Below are 21,709 nucleotides of genomic sequence, written 5' to 3'. Positions count from 1 at the left end.
TTAATTTCTCTTAATCGTTAGGCGCGTGCTTTCCTGTAATAGTTCCACGTATCGCATCCAGTGCATCTTCTGGTTCGTCTTTTTTGCCGCTAAAGATATCAAGCCAGTACCCGGTTGGCTTCCCAAGGGTTGCAAACGGAATGCCCGTAGCAAGGGTCGCCGTGTTCAAAATATCTTTTGCCGCCTTACCTTGATTAACTTCTTTATCGTCACTCAGAGCTCGTTGGGAATGTTGAATTAAAGAAAGGCTTCCCTCCAACATACTAAACGCAGGAGAAGCCGTATAACGGTCATTCATCACATTGCTGTCTGTATTGCTAATGGCCGCATTCACAAAATTACCTGCATAAGGTACGAATGCTGAAAGCATTTTGACTTGGGATATCGCCATTTTGGCAGAAAGATCATCCCACTTGTTTCCGTCATCATCTTCATCTTCCAAACCGCCAGCGAAGATAACGCCGAGCAATTCAGACAGCATTGCTGGCAGCGAAATCATCATAAGGGCAACATATGCCAAACGTGGTGAAGCATCTACCCAGCTACCATTATTAGCCTCAAGTGCCAGCTTGATTTCAGTATTGGCTGTATTCCAAACCATATTGAACCAGTTATAAAACATCAAGAACATACGCTTAGCAGGCGTACCTCGTTCGAGATTCGATATGCCTTCTGGTGACATGTCGTTCATGTACTGACGAATTACACCGTCTGCAGCATGGACCGCATCATATTGATTCAAACCTTGTTCGGTGAAATGGCTAAATGCCGCCTGCCAAGATACGACCTCCATTGGTTTTTGAATCGTTGTCTGAAGTATGTATGCGTGCTTCATGGTGAAACCTTTCACCGTTTGATAAGCATTTTTTTGGAATACCATGTCATCAATTGCATAACGGTATTCATCAGCAGAGCGGTCGAAACGGGTTTTCATGAAATCAGACATCTCCATGATCTGATTCGCCATGCTTTCACGACTAGCTATGGATCTGAAATACTGCGCCTGTGCTTTTACTAATTGCTTAACCGGTACCGCGACTGAAATCTGTGTAAAGCCAGTGAACTGTTCAATCGCGTTCTTTAAATTCGCAGACATAATTGCAATACCAGTATTACGACGCAGTACACGAAATACGTTATCCAAAATATGAATGCCAGAACTTTCATCCACTGTCTGATTTGCAACCGCTTTCAACCATGGATTAAAGATTTGCTTAACCCCGAACGGCAATACCCGTTCAATTTCATTTCTGAAATCTTTATTCAGCAGCAATCGCCCCACCTGGCGTACTTGTTGCTCTAAATGGATATATCGCAACTCTTTATCTAAATGGCTAGGCAATCGCGACAAATCAAGCTCAAGCTGATCATGGTAACGATCCACACGTGACTTTGTGAAATTTGCGCCAGTTGTGGCAATATCCAATGCTTGCAAGTTATTTTCTGCCAGATTATTGTCTTGGATACGGTCCTGCTCATTTGAGCGTAGACGATCATAGACCGCCGGAACATAGCCGCCTTTGTACTCTCCAAAAGGAGTCATAACAGGCGCATTCGGTAATTCATCAAAATAACGACCATTGATTTTCTTATGCGTGATCTGGGCTTTTTCCTTGTAGCTATCGAACAAATCCCAAAACTTTTGGATTGTATCCATATCTGATTTTGTGATTGTACCTTCGGCAATCATCCGGTTGAAAAATTGGTCCCAACCGCTAAAATCAACCGACCCATCTTCTAGTCGGCTGCCCCAACCATAGCCGAGCACTAAGCGTTCTTTGTTGCTTGTGTTACCCGTGTGCATGATTGCATGCAGTAAAGACTGTTTACCTATAAAGGTATAGTTATTTAATTCAGGCGCAGCGATTTTAGAATTATCCAATTTGCCGAAACCTTCAAAATTTTTTACAACTTCATCAAGCATTTTGGCTTTTTCTATTCGGTATTTGCTCAACGCATCCTGCATCGGGTTAAGGATGTATTCACGGTATTTTCCAGTAGGTCCGCCATCTAACCATGTCACAACCTGATCTACACGTTTTGCAGATGCACCCAATTCCATGAATCGGGCCTTAAGTTCAGCAACTTTATCGCGTCCGAGAACTGTTTGCTGGATTTTCTCAATACTTTTTTTACCACTGGATTGTTGAATCAGTTCTTCTCGGACTTGTTCACGCTCAAATGCTTCGTTTGTGGTATGCCAAACCTTATTTTCACGTGATCGATGCCAAAGCGTTTCTACCGCAGCCATTACTGCACTGAAATCTTCCAGAGAAAGATTTTTATAATCTTGGTTCTCTGGCAAAGTGCCGATGTTTTGGATTTCCGCATAGGTAGTGGGGTCGTACTTACGAATCAATTCAAGCTGTTGCTCATAGTTTGATGAATCACGACCCAGACCATATTTACCCAAAATACCGCGTGCTGCCGTTACCATATCGAAATCACGATTTTTAGATAACTTCTCATTATTGCCAAAAATCTTTTTCACTAGATTTAGATTTTGTTGCACCTGGTCTTTTGCATCGTAGCTGTACTTAGTGGCATAGAACTGGACAAGTTGATTGCGCTTATGACGCGCTGCTTCAACTGTTTCACCTTTCCTGAAGGCATCGTTTGCCATGCGACCTAATCGAGCATCATCTTGTGCACGCATGTGCGGTCGAATATCGTTGATTTTTTGGCGCTGCACCATATCCCGCGCAACAGTTTTTGCAGCTTCATTGAGAGCGGATTTACGTCCCAGCAAGCCATTAAGTGCGGCCATTTCGGATGCAAGCATCCGAGCACGAATATCATTGTGCAAAGCTGATTCAACCGCTTCAGTGATACTTTGCGGATCATAAAATTCAGAATACTGAGCAGCCATACGCTCATCTGTTAGCTGATCAATACGCTGTTTTGGTGTTGGAGAATTGATAAGGCCACGAATCAAAGCATCACCGCTTTCAAAATTGAACATCTCAGCAACCAGATCTGGATTTTCACCGCCGCGCTGCGCAAAGCCGTACGCCCCTTTTGAAATCAGTTTAAATACCTCACTATCTTTGCCGTATTTAGACTCAATCCAATCTAGTGATAATTTTCCTTTTGTTACTTTACCTTCAGCATATCCTTGCAAAATATCCATGTCTTGAGCGTAATTAAGCAATTCAGGATCAACTTGATTAGAGTATTGTTTATTACCAATCAGCTCATCCGAAAAACGATCTTCTAATTCGCGCGAATCAAATTTGCCATTTTCATCTTTGGCTAAATAACCAAACTCGACCAGACGTTCAGACATCTCCTCAATAGAAAGACCCTTAACTTTAGACTTTGTGGAACGTGCAACAGGTTTATTGCCGATGCCAGACTTAATCTTAGCCGGCTGATCAATTCCCCATGTCGATTCAATTTCGAGAGAATCTAGCCCACCAAGCTTGGCTATGGCTTCAAATAATGTGTCACGCTCAGGTTGAACATTGTTTAAATCGCGCTTATCCGCTTTCTCTAACGGCTGGCGTAAAAACATCATGGCCTGATAAATTGGTTCCTGAGCAACATCCTTTGCGATTTCCTGTTTCACAGTTTCACGTTTTTTATTGGCTTCACGCTGCAAAGTGCGCATGTATTCGGTTTTTTGCTTTTGGTACCAAGATAAGTTTTGAAGTGTTTTTTGCTCAAGGGTGTTAATTGCCAGTTCAGTAGCAACTTCATGGTCTTGGCGCATCTCATCATAATCTTTCGGATTAATACCCAAGCGCATTGCATCATCCTGCTGGATAAGCATTTCTAAATTAGCAGCAGCCTGTGCCTCTTGAATTGCGCTTTCAGTAGCAAGCATACGATCCATAACGCCCGTAATGTCACTGTTGAGTTCTGCACGGTCATTTATGCCTAAGAATTTTTCAACGTTGCGATATACAGCAATCATAAATTGACGGAAGCGATTAAAAACTTGCTTTAAGTCAATGCTTGGCGCTTTGCCAGTAAAAATGTATTGTTCAAAAGTTTCAGCAAATTTTTCATGCACTTCTGTTTTTTCAGCATCAGTGAAAAAATCCCATTCGCCAATATCAGTAAAATCGGCTTTCGCCCATTTCAAAACAGTTTCCATATCTTGACGGACTTGTGCAGGCGCATCTGGGCGCATTGCAATGTCCATATTCATTTCTAGGAAATGGTGCCCAAGCTCATGCACAAAAGTAGAGAAGTCAGCATTTTTACTTAACAGAATATTTGAACCGATATCACCGTTCGGGAAGACAATAGAGCCGCGAGTACCGCCCTTGCTTTGGTTAAATATCTTTTGTTCAGATTGGCTGTTTTTTATCGTACCTTTCTGTTTTTTTACCGACTGTTTATTTTGATTAAACGTTGTGCCTTTTGCATCTGTGGAATCGACAATACGAATAGGATACTGATCAAAAGCTTCTTTTGCAGATACCCCTAATTTATCGCCTAAGGTTGAATAAAATGCTGACGCCAATTCTCCTGCAGCCCGGTTGTACTTCGCATTAAACGTTCCCATTTTTCCAAGCTGATTTTGAATTTCCGTTGCCACCAGCTCTTTAGATTCTTCCGCGACTTCAAATTTCGATTGTTCAGCCAGGAACACATCAGATTCTTGGCGCATCTGTTCAGTGGTTTTCGCAAGGTTCTCTTGAGCTTCACGGTATGTGGGCATATCTGGACTTGAACGGACATTCTCAACGAATGTGCTTGCATCATCCAAAGTAGACATTGCAGAAACGAATTCATCTACTGGTATCTGAATAGAGCCATTAAATTCTTGAGCATTTCCAATTTGATCTTGCAAACTCGGCGCACGTGCAAAAAGATCCTCAGGTGCAATATCGCGATCACGCAATAATTGGTTGAACGTCTGACCGTCAATATAAACTTCATTAATAGCGCCGTGTTCTTCAATAGCCTGTTTTAAAAATGCTTGGCTTGCCGTTTCATCACGCTGGGCTGTTTTGCTTTCCTTATTTCGATCAACGAGCGTATTTAGAATTGCTGCAAAAGTACTCGATTTAACCGCATCGTTTTGCTGTTCTTGGCGCAATTGGTCTAGTGCAAATTGTGCCGTATGTTGGTTCTTGACTTTGCCTGCCGAAACCATGGCAACCTCAGGCGCAGCCATTGCCATTCCTAAAACGCCTTCCAACGCCATCTCAACTGGATCTGCCTTCTCTCCTACCGCATCCGCTGCACCTTGTACTGAATAAACGCCTGCTGCCCCTTGAATAACAGCTTGACCGCCTACTGTACGCAATGGGCCGCCAAAAGTAACTGGTAGCAACAAACCGCCTAAGGCTGAATATTTTGCCGAACCCCAAGTTTTAGCAGCGGCATAATCAATCTGTTCCTGACGTGTTAAAAACTTCTCACGTGCTTCCGCCATGTTTTGCCCGTATGATGCAACGATATCCGCTGCACCAGAACCTAAACCGCCTTCAATGGCACTTCCTGTAATCGCTGCGCCACGTGTTAATGCTGCTGCCCTTTCCATGTTCACAAGGATTGGTGCATACTTCGCTGTACTACGTGTCAAAGTTTGAGATAGTACGCTACCTGCGCCTGCACCCGCTGCAAAACCTAATAAGGCAGGCGGAGCTTGTTCAACAAGGAATTCGCCAAGTACGCTTGCACTACCGTTTTTAATAATTTCCTGTGCAGCGCCTAATGCACCAGCATCATTGTACTGTGCTGCCAACTGAGCCTGTTGGAGTAAGTCACCCATTTCCTGTGAAGCGACCGCTTTGTTTTTAACACGCGTAGCTAAATTTAAAAGCTTGTCGCTACCAGTCACTGCATACAGCGCAGCGCCTTCTGTCTGTCCAATAGTTGCCAGTGCACGAATGGCTGCATTTGCGTATCGATTGCCCTGTTCTTCTTGGTTAGGTGGTTCCGCAGACGTAGATTGGTCGATCCAATATTTCTGGTTCTCCATATAACGATTAAATCGTGCTGCCGCAAATGCGCCGTTTTCTTTCAGAATTTTGTCGTGTGTTGATTTGACTATTTGCTCATAGCTTTGCGGTACCAAAGGGCCGTTAAGTTGTGAAAGCAATGCGGGCGTAACATTTGGCTTACTCTCTCGCTCAGGCTTTTGGTACATGCCTAATTCTTGCAATCGTTTCTGTTGTTCAGGCGTTGCACCTTTAGTAATTGCATTCTGAATATCTGAATAGCTGACCGCTTGTCTTGGATCGTTCAGGCTTGAGCCAAACAATGAAACGCTATCGCTTATTTTTTTTAATGAGCCGAAATCATCAAGCGATACCGCAGCCTGGTGAGGATTAAGCGCATACTTGCCCAGCACAGGGTCACTGGCGATCACCTGGTTTAATTGTTTTTGTGTATTGACTTCATACGCTACAGAAGCAATCTGCTCAGGCGTTTCCGTCATCTTGTTGTAGTCTAAACCCAAAGACTCAGCAGCTTTACGCGCACGCGCTTCATTATCTGCAATTTGGGTTGCGTTTTTACCTTGGTTTAATTCGAATAATTGACCAATTGTTAGATTAGCTGTGTTTTGATTAGACATAATAAAAGCACTTAAGACTACGGACTTATGTAATCTTAAATGCTGTTATGGGGTAAAACGGCTTTTGCTGTTGACAGCTTAGACCGCCACTTTTGACTTTTTCTTATAACGATCGTTCCACCACATAACAATGGCAAAAGACACAACAATATAAAATCCTGAAACCCATGAAGGGTAAGCGATTATAAATAATGCCGCACCAGATACAACATCTCCCAAAGTAGTAAGCAGCTTGTTTTTAGTTTTAATATTTTCAAAAACCAATACCGTCAAAATAAAAGCCAAAGCAACATAGAGAGCAGCATTGATTACTTTAATAGTCGATGTATCTGTTACTCCAATACTTAACAATATCTCCAAAAACAATTCATAAAATATTGTTGGTGCTAAAATAGCTACTAAACCAAGTAAGATATTTTTCACTTAAAACCCTCTTCGCATCATTGAATAATAAGAGTTTATATACTCTGCATTAGACACCTTGCTTGTATCTCTGCCTTGTTTCTTGAAAACATTATCGATTTTTTTCTTCATTGAATCCGTAATGTCGTCTTTACTTTTCACTTGAGCATAAACACGGTTTAATTCTACTGTATCATCAAAGAATGGTCTTGAAGTTGTTATTTGAACCTGTCGATTCAAGTTTTTTAAAACAACTCTGTCAAACTGCTCACGTGAAAGTTTACCGCCGTTTTTGGCCTGAGCTTCTCGGAGAGTTTGGATTAAATCTGTTTGTATTGCTGAATAATGATCAATTTGCTTTTTATCCGATTTCTTATTAATACCTAACATTGGCAAATAAGGTTCAAGGGCGTTAGCAACATTGTTCGGAGTAACATCAATACCGTCAGTTTTTTTAATTTCTTTAGGCTCTTTATTCACTTCAAGATACATTTGCGTAACGTTACGATAGTCTTGAGGGGATAGTTTGTCCGCATATTGGTGTACTACAGATTGGGGTTTTCCTTTAAACAACTCCTGTTTGTTCAACATTATTGTGCTGTATAAAGTTGGGTCGGTTTTAACAGGTTTTTCATAAATTGCTCTGCTTACAGACCGTAAACTGTCCACCTGATTTGGTTTTAGGATAGACACAATATTTACTGGAAGCTGCTCAAAAGTAGATTGCCCCGTGATCAAACTAGTATGTAAATCGCTATAAACCTGATCCTGTTGTTCAGCTTTGATTTTGTCTTGAGCTGCAAACATTTGATTTAACCTTGTTTGTGCTTCACCTCTGACTTTAGCAGACGCCCCACTATTCCAGACCACTTCAAATGCTTGCTCGCGAGAACGGCCGGGTTGACTTGCATAGCGACCAAAGCCGTCAGTTAGCCATTTATCCATGCGCTCTAAATACGCCCTTCCTCTTGGACCATTCGGTAACTGTCCTGCGAGCACTCTTTTAGCATCAGCATCGCCGCCATGGTACTGTGCAGCAATAACCATAGGGTCTTTAGTATTGTATCTCTTACTCACATCAGCAACATATTCAAAAGCGGCATCAATTACATCCGCCGGATTATTAATATCTCTTTCCCTGCCGGTTGCTCGATCCCACTTGTATCCGTTTTTCTGATTCGGCTTGCCGTGCCAAGTCGCTGGGATAAATTGCATAATCGACTTTGCACCAACTTCAGAAACCTGATTGTTATTGGATTTTTCTCCTGCCAATCTAAGCCCCATTACTAAAGGAGCGAAATGTTCCATGCCCTTATTTTTGGCTGCCTGAACAGTATAAATGTCCAGTCTTTCATCATTGTATTTGATGTTTTTCATTTCAGCAGGCGTAAGATTTTGCAACTCGTTAATTGCCTGCTTCGCAGCCTGTGGCGGCAGATTCAAAGCAAAATTGCTGTTTTCTTCAGTACCGTATGAAGCCATATTCACCAGCATATCGACTTCTTTTTCTTCTAATTTTTGCTGGATCTGTTTGTTTGCCTTAAATGAATCGTTCAGTGAAATTTCATCTTTATATTTGTCGCGGTACTGCACAGCACCACGCAAATCACTATTCTCAATAAAAGAATTAATGTTGCTGATATGCGCTTGAGAAATAGTGCTTAAGTACACGTTTTCTGCTTCAAGCGCTGATTTGCCATCGAGCTGCATAGTTTTATTGATCGCGGCCTTAAGATTTAAGCGGTCCTCATCAATCAGCGCAAAATTGGCTGGATTCTCGTTGATGTTTCGGAGGAATCTGTCAGCGGACGCTGAATATACACTTTTCTGGTAAGTATCATTTTCACGTACGAAATAGCTTTGCAGATTAGACTTAAAACCAACAATGTCACGCTCAGACAGTTGTTTGAACATTTGGCGCTGATTGTTATTGCCAAGTTTAGAAGCAATTTCGCTTACGCCGTCTTGATACGCACGTGAGTAGTAATCAACAAAACCACCGCCCTGACCATCATCAAAACCAACTACATCAACACCCTTTTTATTTCCAAATCCGTCAATATTGTTATTTTGAAGATGAATCTTTAACTCACTAAGTTTATTTGTCGCATCCATTACTCGAACACGGTCAGACTCATCTTGAAACTGATTAGCAACTTGCGCACCAGCCGCAGCAAAGCCGGTAAGCGCATCAAGCTGATTACCAACCGTATTGACCGCTTCACCTGGTGTAAGTCCACCACGCACTTGAACTGATGGTGCCTGTGCTTCATTTATTTGAGGCTTAAATTCTGGAACACGCATTAGCCCGCACCTCCCATTCCTTGTAACCCACCAGCTTGCATGAATGCCTGTCCTCCATCGAGTAATGCATTAAAAATAGGATTAATTGAATTGGCTTGCACACGTAATCCGCGTGCTTGGTTCACATAATTCGTTTTATTAACTTGATGGCCCCATGATTGAAGTGCAGCGTTATAGCGCAATGTGTCAATATCGCTTTGCGCCTGCATCTCTGTACTGGCCAACAAATCAATTGCAGATCCTTGGGATACATCAATTCCATTGTCAGCAAGGGCATTAATCTGGCTCGATTTAAAAGCACCAACGTTTCGTTGATAATCTTCAACTTGATTACGGCCATAATCGATTGCGTTACGGGCCTGATTATCTTCAAGCTGTGCATTTAAATCTGCAATTTTTGCTTGTTGTTGGTATGCCTTTTTCTCAGCTTTAGATTTGTTATAAGTGTTTAAAGCCTTGAATCCGGCAAAAGCTGCTGCTGGACCTAATGCCATTTATGCCACCATTGCAAACGGATAAAACATTTCGCCGTTTGTCCCGTAAGGTTCTGCTTCACCGATCTCAAATCCGAGCCGTTTCAGAAATGAAACTGCAGCGGTATTTTTCGCATGAACATGGTTTTCTAAAACCGCATAGTTTTCTTTCATTTCACCTAGAATTTTTTGCGCCTGCTTATAAAATTCTTTTTGGTGACTTTGAATATGCGTAGTACCTAATAGCCAAGGGCAACCTACATTGCCGAGCATGCTTGTCAACCCAACGCCGCAGATAAACAACAGCTTACCATTCACAACTACCGCCCAGGCATCGCGAGAATACTTCACACTCGTTTTGATTTGCCAAGCAAAGTTGTCATTGAAGTAGGCTTTCATTTCTTCCTTATCAGCCGGGCGCAAGTTTTCAACAAGAATACGAATATCTCGTTCAGTCGGTTTTCGAATCTCAATATTTGTAATTGTCATTTAAATTCCGCCTCTAGTGCCAATAGTTTCATAGGTAAAGGTTTATCATGTTTTACGATAATTTGAAGATCCTTTTCGTATGCACTGGCAACAGGGATTTGCACCCATCCGGTAAGCAATCTAAGCGGTTGCCCGTATGGTTCAGAATTGCGTGGCTTATATTCTGTCAGTTGCTTTGGATCAGTACCCGCCCATATCCCTTGAGTTGATTTAACGCGCAAATGGACTTGTGTCGGTAACTTTGGTTTTGCTGGGTGCGTAGTTTCTGAAATCAAAGGTAATGACTCAAATTCACCCACATAGTTTAATCCGATCCAAACGTTTGATAATTCGCGGTCTAAAGTAATTGATCCATCTTTTACAACCTTAGGGGGTTTTACACCGCCATCCGCAAAAATTGAAACTTCACGGCCCTCTAACCAATCAAGACCAGATATCGTTTTTATCGGTGCACCTTTGTATTGGATAGAGCTATCAAGCAAACAATTATCTTTCATTTCAATAGGTTGACGCATTAACATGCGTTCAATTGTTCTAATATTGCCCCTTTCAATCAAGCAATATAAAACAGTCTGGTTTTCTTCTGGAATTGCCGCAACTGACAGATATTTACCCTGTGTATGGTGCTCTGCCCAAGCCCATACTTGTTGTTGTGCGTTATAAGTGAGCGAAAGCAAAACGCCATCGTCTCTAACAAAATATAAAATATCTAAAGGGTTGCGCACCAAAGCACAATCAATAATTTTATGCCCGTCAAATAAGTGCGGGCACATGAGCGACAAGTCTATTGTTTGGTAGTTTGAATTGATGCCCTGTGAAAGGGATATTTCATGGATATGGCCTGTTTGGTCTGATGCAAAAATTGCAGCACCATCCAGTTCAACTGGCGTTACATCGTTCGCCCCTGTGCTTGAACTCTTGCTTGCATTCACACTGGCAGCGGTCATTGCGCCATCTGAAGATAATTTCCAAAGCGCACCGCTCGTTAGAATCAGTAAATCGCCCATTGGCACCAGATGTTTGACCCCGTTCCCGTCTCGAGCTGCAAAGCGGATCTGAATTGAGTCGGTATCCTGAAGTGGAATGTGATACCCAAAATTATCATCGGTTGCAGTGCGTGACATTCGTATCCATTGTGGTGCGTTGTAACCACCACCATAGACTTTTCTTTGTCCATGGTATGCAACTGCCGTAGGGTTGAACTCAAACGGATTACGGATCAATGGTGGAGTAATAGCGCCGTTTGTTTCAATGTAGTCATCAGTGAAACTTAGCTCTGTTGTTTCACCAATAAAACTTGCAAGACCAGAACGCAATTTAAAAACGTTATAGCGTGTCGCACCTGGTACCGCGTCCCATGTCAAAACGTTTGTATTGCCGGCAAGGGTTAAGTCATTTTTCAGAATAGGTGATTTCTCTGACGCTTGTGACTCATTATCTTCGTTGACCGCCGTTACTTGATAAACGTAATCCTTTTCAATGAACCCCGTCGTATTCGGCTTATTTGCAACGCCGGTTAGATTTTGCGGCTGGCCGATGCCATAGGATACAGTCACAAATTCGACAGACCATTCGGTCGCGCCCTTTCGAATAATTTTTCTCGGCACATAGTTGGGATGAGTAATTGTGATTACATCTGCCGATTGCGCATACCGAAGTTGCATTAAATGTTCTTCGGCATATGGAACAGCGAGTTCAATTGGTTGGTCATTATCATCTAACAGCATGCCGCCGTTGGCAAAGAAGTTTACAGCGCCGGCACGGATAGCCAAAACAACTGCCTGTTCTTCGCTAAATACAAACCTCACAAGTCGCATCAATCCATGAGTAAGAGGATAGTGATGCACGTATCGCAAGCCTGAACGGTAAGTTAAGCCACCGTACAACTCAACATAAAAGTTGATGCATTTAGCCACACCAGACTGATATTTTGCTTGGTCAATACGACCAAACATTTCAGGGGAAACGATGCCGCCATTAAATGATAATTGCATGGTTATCTCGCTTGCTGAATTGAGCCTTCAAAATCTGGACGGTTCACAATACGATGCTGTTGCAGGTCCTTGGTGACTGCTTCAGCCTTCTCTTTTTCATAAAGATTGATCATTGCACGCTGTTTATCTTCGTTGTTGATCAGAGCGCCTGAGATTCTGGCGGCCAGTAAATATGACAACGCCATCTTGAATTTAGCTGGCAAGACAGCAAGGTCCTTCACATCACGGACATAGCGCAAAACTGGCGAAGGGTCATCAGTGATTAGATGATCGCCCTCAATATAAAAGCGTGCGCCTGATTCCAACTGGAATGGGCGGATATAATCACTCGGCAGAACGTATGCGATTTTTGCTGTATACCCAGCGTCGATATTCAATGGCAAACTTGCGACAGCAAATGTCCATTGATGATCATCATCAAGTATTTCCTGTCTGCAAATTGGATAGTAAGTACTACACAATCGAGCATGAGGCGTTTGTTCAGTAGGATCATTAACAACATAGCCCTGCGCAAGATGCGACAGGGCTAGATTGAAAAGATCAGTAATTGATCTCATAAGGTTTTACCCTGCCAAATAAAGAGATTCTTTTAATCGATACCCTTCAAGTTGCCAGATTTTATCGCGTGCATTGTCACGTGCGATTTTTTGGCCGATTTCAGTGTTGAAATTTTCAGGGCTTGCACAAGCTGATTCACCAGTTACAGTGAAACCGTTGCGAAGATTAAGAAGGCAAATAGTTACCGTAGTTCCGGGGAAAACGTAATATTGCTCACCTGTGATCTGTGCATCAATCGCTTCAGGGGTCAAACGTGGAGCGTTCAAACCTTTTTCCTGAATCTGTTTTTCAATTTCTTGTTCTGACATTTTTATTACCTTTCGCTACGTTTACTTGGTTAAAAGGCCTGTACGAATACAGATCTACAGGCTTTAATCCAAAAGGTCTTTTGCTTCTAGCAACTCAACAAGTTGAGCCTTGGTTTCAGAACCGTTTAGCTCAATGCCCTTTGCAACCGCAGCTGCGGTTAAGGCTTCTTTATTCATGCGTGAATAATTGCCGTTAACATCCTGATCTTCAGAATCTTTAACGTACGTTGCCCCCGACACTGGTTTAAACCACGCATCGTCAGACACCATGTCCACAGGAACTTCAAAAGGATCACCACCAACTTCACGAAGGCCGTTATAAAAACCTGTCGCAATTGCGATTACTTTTACAAATTTAGACATTTACAACGACTCCTTAAACTGGAACACCAGGGCCAACAACTGCTTGGTAATCGCTACGCATATCTGCGGCATTACCAATGTAAGCACTGATCGTTCCACCTGTGACAGTTCCTGTAACGGTATAAACCAAACGAATAAAGCGTTTGGTATTAGTGGTTACCGGGAAATATGTGCCCTTCGCCAGTTCAGCAACTGTGAAGTCCTTTGATGCGCAAACATCGGTATAACCCGAAGCTTCAGCATCGCTGTGCTGTAATTTCACCGATACGGTAACTGTAGTTGGTAAAATGCTGTGTCCTTTCAGCACAACTGGCAATCCTGCAGTACCTACGTTTTTAAATTTGGTATCCAGGACATTTGTACTGTTCCCTGAAGCAAGGGTTTGCTTATCAGAGAACTGCAATAAACGGTCAACTAATGCCATGATTCAATTCTCCTTAAACCACGCGAGCTTCAGTATTCAAGATGACATCGCAGATGCGAATCGGCGTACCATCCCAAGCTTGAATTTTACGGCCGCCGTCTTTACGGAAATCTTCCAGCGTAAGACGAACGTTTTTTAAGTAGTTAACCTGCCCTTTAAGGACCGTATTAACTTTGCGGTTCATATAGATCGATACGCGTGAAGATCCAGCCAAAGGCAATAAAGACAATGCTTCATCTAAAAGATCAACCAGATTTGCGCCGGTACTTGCATCTTTCTTCAATTGGGCAACATCAATATTTGCAATACGTACTACAGAGCGCCAATCACGCACTGATAAGCCGATATCCCATTGGAAATAGGTGCGCAGACCTTCATAGCGTCCGCCTTGCGCATCAAGCAAAGTAACCTGTCCTTTGTCTTGAATATCCAAGCCTGCTTTTGTGCCTTGCGGATAAAAAAGATGCGTACGATCTTGTGCCCACTGAACAATGTAGATCGACGTGTTATTTGCGCCTGTGCCGCCTGCATCAATAATATTTGCAGCACTTGCAGGAGCAACGCCCGTTTCTGGGTCAATCAGGTTGTTGTAGCGAATCGCCAAGCCATTAAATTTGGAAACATCACTTGCAGTATCGCCGTAAATAATGTTTTGCATCACTTCTTGCGATAAGCCTTCAAGGAAGCCCGCATCTTCCTCTTGGCGCCATTGATTAGCATTTGCACCCTGCAAATCGTAAAGTGTTTTATCGATTTCAGAATAGGTCGTTAACTGGCCGGTACTATCAGCAACTTGAACACGTGCTGTTTTCTCAGGCTGAACACCGTAGTTCAGTTTACGCCACGTGCCTTTTGGCAAACCTGTACGCACGCTGGTTTTGTTTTGCGTGCCGCTATTGGCTTCAATCACCACCGCATCGTCAAGTAAATCTTGACGCTGGTTTAATACTTCAATGATCTTCCCGACCTTAGAGTTGTTACCGATATTATGCGCAACGTCAGCTAAGGTCGGGTTATTTTGAACAATCGTAGGCATTTATGTTTTCCTTATGATTTGTCATACCATACGGACGCTGGTGAAACATTCCCTGTATTAGCCCCTTGACCATGGACGATGTTGTCAGGTTGCAACAACTTGCCTACTTCGGTCATAAAGCCAATAACATCAGGATGGTTACCTAATCCGCTACTACCTAGAAGCTTAGAGATTTTATCGCCCCGAGGTAAGGTGAAAGCCTTCTGCGCTGTCAACAGGCTTTGTTGCAATTTTTCACCGCCATATTCCGCATCGGCACGGGTTGCATCGATCCATGAACGAACCATTTGCTGTTGCTGGGCGACTTGGCGCTGCTGCATCTGTACGCCCAGATCAACAAGTTTTTGCACCGCTTCCTGTGGCATTTTGAATTGCTGCCCTAGTTCAAGAAGCGCCTTAGAATCATCGCCGTCTAACTCAAAGCCTTCTGGTAATGTGAAATCTGTATATTGAATTGGCTGATCGGCAGCAGGCGGTTGTTCGCCACCTAAAAGCACCTCAGGTTCTGGATTGTCCGCTGGCGGATTATCTGTAGCGCCTGGTTGCTGTTCCACAGGAGGAGTTGCGACCGTAGTTACAGGAGTATCTGTAGCTGCTGGCGTAGTTGTCGCTGCAGGGGTATCAATCGTTGTCGCTGCTGGCGCGTTGTTGTTCTCGCTCATTTTTCACTCTCTCATTGGTTTCTTTAATTTGTTGAAAATTCACTTTCTGCATGTCTAACCATGCGTCTGTGCTGACCGTTGTAATTTCTGCAAGGATGAACAATCCGAAATCTCGCCGACCTTCCATAAAAGCGAAGTCGCTTGGTTGTGTGCCGCTTGCATAAGTTGGTTGGTAAAGTGCTGCACGTTCAATTAAGCGCATCAGATAGCGCTTGCCGTGGTCGGTATCAAGTATCGCTTTAAGATCGTTAAGCTCTTGCTCACGTTGCAACTCATAAGGGCTCTTAGACATCTACAAGCCCTCCCTCAAGAGCGGCATTTGCAATGGTGTTGGGATCAACTTGACTGACCGTTTGCAGTGTTTGTGCTTGGTCCTTGTTCATTGCAGTTTGCTGTTGCATCGCAAGCTGTTGCGCTTCTGCTTGCTGGCGCTGTGCCCGGTCTGCACGGATTTGATCTACAGCTCGTTGGTCGCGGAAAATTCGAGGTGTCACCCCGATTACATCTGCAAACTCATCAATGAAGTTATCCGTATCAAATTTATCGAGTGCTTGAGGATCTACTTGTGCGATCTGTGCGACCATTGCCAGCATCTGTTGCAGATTCGATGCACCGGTTGCACGTTGAGCCAATGCCAGAATGGACACAAACTCGATTTTAATATCCGCACCTTGTATGGCTTGTGGTGCTGTTTGCATCAAATACGGAACTGTTTCAAGCACACGTTGCACACAAATTTCTACAAGCGGACGTAGCAACTCATCAATCTGACGTTCAACTACAGGACCAAGCATGAGCATCTTTTCTGATTTACGCTCATAAACTTCTGTTGCTGTCATTTTGCCTTGATCGTATTGGTCCAGCATCAGGAACAGGTCCTTAAAAAATGCTCGATTAATACGGTCTTGGCACTGAGCAATTGCAGTAAATACGCCATCAAATGCAAACTGGACATTCATCATCGGCTGTACTTGAGCGACATTGCCTGTTGGGCTTGGGTTATAGAATGCGATACCGTTTGGTAAAGTCTCTTTTTCCTGCCCCTTAAGATGTGAAGGCAATAACAATGGCGGACTGACTTGGTAATCAATGCCCTTGGCAAACTGCAGGTGCGCTTTCTGCAATGCGCGCATATCGCCAAAACAATCAGTCGCTGGCGATTCGCCGTAAATATCACTGCTCGATACTGTCCAGCGACCGCAAATCACTTCGAAACTTTCAAGGCCGCTTTCACGTAGCAACTTATCTTGCGAATTGGCTTCATAGTAGATTGAAGCGTACTTCATATTTTTAGCGCCAAATCCTTTGGCACCTACACGTTGATAAATGGCGTGATGAACAACAAATTCCTGTTCTATATTTTCATTTTCAAATGCGGTTTTTACCTGGTCAGAAACGTTATCAAGGCCAAATTCAGCAACAAGGTTTTCGACCGTCAACTTGAATTTTCGATATACGCCGTTTGGTTTATTGAACGCATCAACGGTGATGGCATACTCACCGAACGACATCGGAATCAGGTCCATAGTCTGTGCGTCTTTGGATCGTGGGGCTAATGCAGCACAGGTACCAAAAGCACCCTCTTGCAGATAGCAATTATGAATCGTGCGATACACGTTACTTTTTGCAAAAGTTGAATAGCAGATATCCTGTAGCTCTTTAAGCCACTGCTTAACCATTAGGTCTTTTTTAAGCTCAGGATCAGATGCTTCAATCACGAACCATGGACGACTTGGTGAACATGTGCCAGAAAGCATACCCGCAGCAAGCACCTTCAATGCATCCTTGCCGGTGTTGTCTACAATTTTCCGCCATGAACTACGATCATGCGTTTCTTGGTTCTTAATTGTTTTGATTGCAACTGGCAAAACGTGCAATGCAATCTCAGCGCAATAATCGTCTAGATCATTGACACGAATTTGCCAAATCTTATCAAAACGCTTTTTTAGCTTCTTGATTGCATCTTCGTTCATATTAACGGCCTAATAAGGTTTTACGACCTAAGCGCAAATCTTCATCGCTTACGCCTTGTGGATCGGTGTACAACGTGTTCGCAATACCGCCTGACATACCGCTTTGGGATTGCTGGACACGGTCAATCGTTGCTGATGCATCGGGTGCTTTTGAGTCTTGACGTGTTGGTTGTGGTGGTGGCGCTTGTACTTGCACCTTAGGTTGTTTGCCCAATCCAAGTGCCTGACCCAACTGGCCGCCAATAACGCCGCCAGCTAGATCACCAACGCTATCAATCACTTTGTTTACGCACATCTCAGTAACTCCAAAAACTTGTTTTAAGCATTATGGCAATGCAACTGCTTAAGCACCCTATTTCCTGTTGACAGCTCAATCATAGGGGTCATAGCTTCTGCGTGAATTGTTGCTGTAAAGGGCATGCATCACTTTGCGTTTAGGCGTATCAATCTGGGCATTGATGATTGCTGATCCATAGTCGGGGCTTCGACCAAGCCGCTTGATAATATCTTCACGTGATTCGACCTGAATATTTTTGCCCTGCAAAGACCATCGTGGTGCAGTCAAATCTGCAAGCAATTCTGGTTCAGGCGGTAATGCAACGATGCTGTTGTATGCAGGATCTAATGATTCACGTAATTTCCACCAAAGCTGTGTGCGCATGTTGTGGAACGTCAATTGCCCTGATCTATCAAAATCAGTTGCAGATTGGCGTACATCAACCGGAATAACGTGCAGTCCTGATTGGTTAAGAAAATCGTAAGTACTGGCACCAACGCCAATAACATCAACATGAATTGGCGCTTCATCACGTACATGGCCCACTGCAAAGGATGCGGATGCTGGGCCATCTTTCGACATAATCCCTTCAAGCACATTTGCTCTGTTGTACCAATGCCCATGTCTTGCATAGCCAATAGTGCTGTCTTTGCCGCCGCGTGCAACGTCCAGACCGTAAGAATCCATTTCAAACGCGCCCTTGTACAAAATGCGCATTTCTTCTTCCGGTTTCCACCGTGCTTGAGCTGCTTCAACCCATGCAGTCGGGATTACTTGCCTTGGATCATCTTCAATACCAGCACCGAAATCGCCGTATAACATTTGAGACCTCAAAGGTTCAGGCAATGATTGCAACGTACTCATGTAGCCTGTTTCCATGTAGTACTTGTTATCTGTGACACGTGCCGGAATGAACGTGCGTGATTTTGGTTTAATGATGTGTTCAGGCTTGTAATCGTTAGGATCAAAGTCATAAACAATCTGATCATCGACCAATACGAATGGCTTATTGCCATCAACTTCTTGCTCTTTGCCTTTCACCATTGCAAACCAACGTAATTCACCTGGTGCAGCTGGGTTCGGATGCCCCTTCTTGATCCATGGTGCAAAGTAATCAATCACCCATCTACCCTCTGCTGTTGTTGGTGGGTTGAAGGTCATTAGGCATTTAGATTTCACATTAGGATCTGACGAACGATTCCAGCCCATAACAAATCGTGCTTGTGATTCGCGGATCTCTGTTGCTTCATCAAGTGCTTTCAAATCATGCGCACGGCCTTGCCATCGCTTCTCATCACCGAGATTATCCAAGCCGCCAAACTCAATCAGCCTGCCGTTGCCCAGATTCCAGAATGACTTTTGTGAGTTGTAGCCGTTCTTGTGGCCTAGAATTTCCTCTAAACGTTGCACAATGCCGTCTGTCTGTGCCTTCTCTCGTCGAACAATCAAAACTCGTTTGTGCTGATTTGAAGATAAACCACAAATTAAATCTGTCTTGCCGCCACCAGCTGCACCGCCGTAGCCGATTACATCAGCCTGTGACAGATAAGCTGCCATTTGTGGGCCTTCCAGTGGAAACCACACAGGTGCATTGGCAAGTAGCTTGCTGATTTCTGCCTGTTCATCTTCATCGAGCGATAATAAATACTGCTCGATTTCCGATTCGCTCATATCCGCAAGCAATGCAAGAATCTGTTCGTCAGTGGTTTTGGTCATGCTTTCCCCAAGAAATATTTGACATAGGTACTTGTGGCAAAACAAAAAATGGTTAAGGCGCATAGAACAATATTTGTAACTGCACTGTTTTGATTGCTAATTGAAAATGCAGCGCATATGCCGATCAACATAATCCAGAAAATCATTTGTTTACTCCTTTATATTCTAAAAATTGCATTACGAGTTTTTGTTTAAGTGCCTTGTTTTCAGCTTCTAATTGTTCAATTTTTTCGAGCAATATTTTCTTATCTTGTGGAATACGCTCAATGCTAGCAAAGCCTGCACAATCGATCATTGCACCCACCTTGTGGTCAGGTAGCAAAGAAATACCAAACGTAATCTGGTGTACCGCTATTTTTTCCTTCATAAGCTGATCAAAGTGGCTTCTTTGCGTTCTTACCCAATCAATATCCATCCAGATTCTCCTCGCAGCACGCGCACTGCTCTAATTCAGGCGTGATAACCTGATCGTTGCTATCAAATTGCAATTGGCCAAGCGCAGACCAGTAAATCTTGCGTAGTTCTGGTGTGTCTTGCAGATTGAGGAATGCAAGCTCGAATTGATATGTGCAAGATGTGTTGTGTACTTTACGCGGTTGATCTTCCAGACACTCTGTAATTTCCTCATAAACACGTGGCATAACTCGACCTAAATCGTTCATCCAAAAATGTTCTTTGACAAAAAGCAAAGTTCTATGCAGGCGCGTGTTGTGTTCGGATGTGCCGTATTGAAGCTGTTTTGTAGTCCGATATTTACCAAGTAAATGCTCGTAATCACTTCGACAGCGTTGAAATATCTCCCAAGCCAATTGCACTGCCGATATTTTGTATTGGCCATCTTCATAAATAAAAAGGCGCTCGCCGTGCTGAAATACAAGTTTCTGATAGCTTGGTGAATCCTTAATCGATTGCTCAAATTGTTCACGCATCTTTCTTCTCCTTATTCGCTTTGAGCAACTTGGCCAAAGCTGATAGTTTTTTGCTGGCTGCCTTTGGATCTGTCAGCGGATTATCTGGATCATTGCCGAGCTCTACCCGGTCCTTGAACATACCGATGTGCTGGCCCGCTTTGATCAATGCCGCAACCTGATCATTCATTTTGATTTCAATGCCGTGCTGGGTTTCTTTTATGCCGGCGTAGAGCAGCTTGGCCTGATCACTAACGCGCGATGTATCAGCAACCGTTACGTAGCCATTACCCTGACCTTTGCATTCAGGACAATCAGGATTAGGTTCTTTTGTCTTATCAAAATCAAAACCGCCATCACAATCAGGATTAGGCTTCTGGTTCACCCGTGCTGCGTAACAGGCATTGTGATATTCGCCTTTGGTCCACTGGTAATAATGATCTTCACCCCAGCAGTAGCGACAGTTCACACGCACATACTTAATCAATTCATTAGGATCAGCCGTTGCCATCTCCCACAAGCGATTTAATACTTTGTCCTGGGTGATCTTGTTGCGTTCTGCAAGTTCAGCTTCGCCTTTTTCAATTGCCTCTTGAACTGAAGTTTTCTGAAGGAGTTGATACCCCATTTGTTCAGCAGTCTTGGCAGAATATCCAGCGCGAACTGCAGCTTGCGTTGCATTACGATCAATCAGATATTCATCAACAAATCTTTGTTGCTTACCACGTAGAGTCATCAAATCACCTCCTTGTAGCAAAATTTATTGCAGATACGTCTGCACATCTCATGTGAGATATCGTACTTGTGTGCGACCTGACGTAATGACAGACCAGACTTGTACAACTCCCGGATGTTTTTCACATCATTTTCAGAAACTTTAGGCATCGAGCTACGTTTTACTTTGTCTTTGACAATGTATTCAGGCAGAAATGCGAGTACTGGCATAATCACAACTCCCATACTTCAAGCTCTACTAGGCCACCCTTAACCACATTTCCACGCTTCACAACGATTTCATCAAACTGTTCATCATCAAGACACAATCCCGCTTTTACCAAGCTGTCTAAAAGTGCTTTCAAATGGTTGTCAATATCTCTGCGGGTGCGATCTGGAAAGTGAAATGTGACACTGAGCTTTAAACGTTCTGCACTTTGATGAGCCTTCACGTAGAGCGCGACAATTTGCTGGAAAGCTCTCCCTTTAGCGCTGATGTATCGGCGTTTACCACTGGCTAGCCAATAATGATTTACGCTTGGGGGACTCATGCCAATTTCACACTTGAGAATT

At 43.4% G+C, this 21,709-nt stretch carries 20 protein-coding genes and 1 pseudogene; all 21 read right to left on the bottom strand.

What is annotated here, in order from left to right; genetic code table 11:
* Positions 1–10: 10 nt before the first annotated feature.
* A complete protein-coding gene (locus ACINWC323_RS10810) occupies positions 11–6,535 on the bottom strand; it encodes a hypothetical protein (RefSeq protein ID WP_009511272.1) in 6,525 nt (2,174 codons plus the stop codon).
* 78 nt (positions 6,536–6,613) lie between these two features.
* Positions 6,614–6,958 carry a hypothetical protein gene (locus ACINWC323_RS10815; RefSeq protein ID WP_155758129.1) on the bottom strand — a complete coding sequence of 115 codons (345 nt, stop codon included), beginning with the start codon at positions 6,956–6,958 and terminating at the stop codon, positions 6,614–6,616.
* A complete protein-coding gene (locus ACINWC323_RS10820; protein WP_009510726.1) occupies positions 6,959–9,241 on the bottom strand; it encodes a transglycosylase SLT domain-containing protein in 2,283 nt (760 codons plus the stop codon).
* Positions 9,241–9,735, bottom strand: coding sequence for a hypothetical protein (locus tag ACINWC323_RS10825; RefSeq protein WP_009511374.1), 495 nt, complete (start codon positions 9,733–9,735; stop codon positions 9,241–9,243). Before ACINWC323_RS10825 ends, ACINWC323_RS10820 begins: the two co-directional genes overlap by 1 nt.
* A complete protein-coding gene (locus tag ACINWC323_RS10830) occupies positions 9,736–10,203 on the bottom strand; it encodes a hypothetical protein (protein WP_009510989.1) in 468 nt (155 codons plus the stop codon).
* Entirely contained in the window at positions 10,200–12,197 is a 1,998-nt protein-coding gene (locus ACINWC323_RS10835; protein WP_009510838.1) for a phage tail protein, read from the bottom strand. The genes ACINWC323_RS10830 and ACINWC323_RS10835 overlap by 4 nt, the downstream gene beginning before the upstream one ends.
* A gap of 2 nt (positions 12,198–12,199) precedes the next feature.
* A complete protein-coding gene (locus tag ACINWC323_RS10840) occupies positions 12,200–12,754 on the bottom strand; it encodes a phage connector family protein (protein ID WP_009511005.1) in 555 nt (184 codons plus the stop codon).
* Positions 12,755–12,760: 6 nt separating this feature from the next.
* Complete coding sequence (locus tag ACINWC323_RS10845) at positions 12,761–13,063, bottom strand: Gp49 family protein (protein ID WP_009510791.1); 303 nt, start codon at positions 13,061–13,063, stop codon at positions 12,761–12,763.
* Between the two features lie 63 nt (positions 13,064–13,126).
* Positions 13,127–13,426: a hypothetical protein gene (locus tag ACINWC323_RS10850; protein ID WP_009511175.1), complete on the bottom strand. Its 300-nt coding sequence runs from the start codon at positions 13,424–13,426 to the stop codon at positions 13,127–13,129.
* 13 nt (positions 13,427–13,439) lie between these two features.
* Positions 13,440–13,850, bottom strand: coding sequence for a Bbp16 family capsid cement protein (locus ACINWC323_RS10855; RefSeq protein WP_009510860.1), 411 nt, complete (start codon positions 13,848–13,850; stop codon positions 13,440–13,442).
* A 13-nt stretch (positions 13,851–13,863) separates the two neighbouring features.
* Entirely contained in the window at positions 13,864–14,886 is a 1,023-nt protein-coding gene (locus ACINWC323_RS10860; RefSeq protein WP_009510948.1) for a major capsid protein, read from the bottom strand.
* 11 nt (positions 14,887–14,897) lie between these two features.
* The gene (locus ACINWC323_RS10865) at positions 14,898–15,548 is read right to left on the bottom strand and encodes a hypothetical protein (protein WP_009511104.1); all 651 of its coding nucleotides are present in this window, start codon (positions 15,546–15,548) and stop codon (positions 14,898–14,900) included.
* Positions 15,508–15,840: a Bbp19 family protein gene (locus ACINWC323_RS10870; RefSeq protein ID WP_009511248.1), complete on the bottom strand. Its 333-nt coding sequence runs from the start codon at positions 15,838–15,840 to the stop codon at positions 15,508–15,510. Before ACINWC323_RS10870 ends, ACINWC323_RS10865 begins: the two co-directional genes overlap by 41 nt.
* Positions 15,833–17,521 carry a portal protein gene (locus ACINWC323_RS10875; RefSeq protein ID WP_009511473.1) on the bottom strand — a complete coding sequence of 563 codons (1,689 nt, stop codon included), beginning with the start codon at positions 17,519–17,521 and terminating at the stop codon, positions 15,833–15,835. The genes ACINWC323_RS10870 and ACINWC323_RS10875 overlap by 8 nt, the downstream gene beginning before the upstream one ends.
* Before the next feature lies 1 nt (position 17,522).
* Complete coding sequence (locus ACINWC323_RS10880; RefSeq protein WP_009511171.1) at positions 17,523–17,816, bottom strand: hypothetical protein; 294 nt, start codon at positions 17,814–17,816, stop codon at positions 17,523–17,525.
* A 75-nt stretch (positions 17,817–17,891) separates the two neighbouring features.
* Complete coding sequence (locus ACINWC323_RS10885; protein ID WP_009511391.1) at positions 17,892–19,514, bottom strand: Terminase-like domain protein; 1,623 nt, start codon at positions 19,512–19,514, stop codon at positions 17,892–17,894.
* A gap of 142 nt (positions 19,515–19,656) precedes the next feature.
* A complete protein-coding gene (locus ACINWC323_RS10890) occupies positions 19,657–19,929 on the bottom strand; it encodes a hypothetical protein (protein ID WP_009510864.1) in 273 nt (90 codons plus the stop codon).
* Positions 19,919–20,443: a hypothetical protein gene (locus ACINWC323_RS10895; protein WP_009511124.1), complete on the bottom strand. Its 525-nt coding sequence runs from the start codon at positions 20,441–20,443 to the stop codon at positions 19,919–19,921. The genes ACINWC323_RS10890 and ACINWC323_RS10895 overlap by 11 nt, the downstream gene beginning before the upstream one ends.
* Positions 20,436–21,158: a terminase small subunit gene (locus ACINWC323_RS10900; protein ID WP_009510925.1), complete on the bottom strand. Its 723-nt coding sequence runs from the start codon at positions 21,156–21,158 to the stop codon at positions 20,436–20,438. The genes ACINWC323_RS10895 and ACINWC323_RS10900 overlap by 8 nt, the downstream gene beginning before the upstream one ends.
* Entirely contained in the window at positions 21,158–21,367 is a 210-nt protein-coding gene (locus ACINWC323_RS10905; RefSeq protein WP_009511468.1) for a helix-turn-helix domain-containing protein, read from the bottom strand. The genes ACINWC323_RS10900 and ACINWC323_RS10905 overlap by 1 nt, the downstream gene beginning before the upstream one ends.
* A gap of 2 nt (positions 21,368–21,369) precedes the next feature.
* Positions 21,370–21,708, bottom strand: a pseudogene (locus tag ACINWC323_RS0118930) (RusA family crossover junction endodeoxyribonuclease); the annotation flags it as partial.
* Between the last annotated feature and the right edge of the window lies 1 nt (position 21,709).

Origin of the sequence: Acinetobacter sp. WC-323 (assembly GCF_000314615.1) — a bacterium.
In the GTDB taxonomy this organism is placed as follows: domain Bacteria; phylum Pseudomonadota; class Gammaproteobacteria; order Pseudomonadales; family Moraxellaceae; genus Acinetobacter; species Acinetobacter courvalinii.
Note: the sequence above shows the minus strand (reverse complement) of the source record. Positions and strands in the feature narration are given on the sequence as shown.

Excerpts from the sequence above, each read along its gene's own strand:
- ACINWC323_RS10810 (WP_009511272.1), bottom strand. The coding sequence starts at position 6,535 with ATGTCTAATCAAAACACAGCTAATCTAACAATTGGTCAATTATTCGAA.
- ACINWC323_RS10820 (WP_009510726.1), bottom strand. The coding sequence starts at position 9,241 with ATGCGTGTTCCAGAATTTAAGCCTCAAATAAATGAAGCACAGGCACCA.
- ACINWC323_RS10825 (WP_009511374.1), bottom strand. The coding sequence starts at position 9,735 with ATGGCATTAGGTCCAGCAGCAGCTTTTGCCGGATTCAAGGCTTTAAAC.
- ACINWC323_RS10830 (WP_009510989.1), bottom strand. The coding sequence starts at position 10,203 with ATGACAATTACAAATATTGAGATTCGAAAACCGACTGAACGAGATATT.
- ACINWC323_RS10835 (WP_009510838.1), bottom strand. The coding sequence starts at position 12,197 with ATGCAATTATCATTTAATGGCGGCATCGTTTCCCCTGAAATGTTTGGT.
- ACINWC323_RS10840 (WP_009511005.1), bottom strand. The coding sequence starts at position 12,754 with ATGAGATCAATTACTGATCTTTTCAATCTAGCCCTGTCGCATCTTGCG.
- ACINWC323_RS10845 (WP_009510791.1), bottom strand. The coding sequence starts at position 13,063 with ATGTCAGAACAAGAAATTGAAAAACAGATTCAGGAAAAAGGTTTGAAC.
- ACINWC323_RS10850 (WP_009511175.1), bottom strand. The coding sequence starts at position 13,426 with ATGTCTAAATTTGTAAAAGTAATCGCAATTGCGACAGGTTTTTATAAC.
- ACINWC323_RS10855 (WP_009510860.1), bottom strand. The coding sequence starts at position 13,850 with ATGGCATTAGTTGACCGTTTATTGCAGTTCTCTGATAAGCAAACCCTT.
- ACINWC323_RS10860 (WP_009510948.1), bottom strand. The coding sequence starts at position 14,886 with ATGCCTACGATTGTTCAAAATAACCCGACCTTAGCTGACGTTGCGCAT.
- ACINWC323_RS10865 (WP_009511104.1), bottom strand. The coding sequence starts at position 15,548 with ATGAGCGAGAACAACAACGCGCCAGCAGCGACAACGATTGATACCCCT.
- ACINWC323_RS10870 (WP_009511248.1), bottom strand. The coding sequence starts at position 15,840 with ATGTCTAAGAGCCCTTATGAGTTGCAACGTGAGCAAGAGCTTAACGAT.
- ACINWC323_RS10875 (WP_009511473.1), bottom strand. The coding sequence starts at position 17,521 with ATGAACGAAGATGCAATCAAGAAGCTAAAAAAGCGTTTTGATAAGATT.
- ACINWC323_RS10880 (WP_009511171.1), bottom strand. The coding sequence starts at position 17,816 with ATGTGCGTAAACAAAGTGATTGATAGCGTTGGTGATCTAGCTGGCGGC.
- ACINWC323_RS10885 (WP_009511391.1), bottom strand. The coding sequence starts at position 19,514 with ATGACCAAAACCACTGACGAACAGATTCTTGCATTGCTTGCGGATATG.
- ACINWC323_RS10890 (WP_009510864.1), bottom strand. The coding sequence starts at position 19,929 with ATGGATATTGATTGGGTAAGAACGCAAAGAAGCCACTTTGATCAGCTT.
- ACINWC323_RS10895 (WP_009511124.1), bottom strand. The coding sequence starts at position 20,443 with ATGCGTGAACAATTTGAGCAATCGATTAAGGATTCACCAAGCTATCAG.
- ACINWC323_RS10900 (WP_009510925.1), bottom strand. The coding sequence starts at position 21,158 with ATGACTCTACGTGGTAAGCAACAAAGATTTGTTGATGAATATCTGATT.
- ACINWC323_RS10905 (WP_009511468.1), bottom strand. The coding sequence starts at position 21,367 with ATGCCAGTACTCGCATTTCTGCCTGAATACATTGTCAAAGACAAAGTA.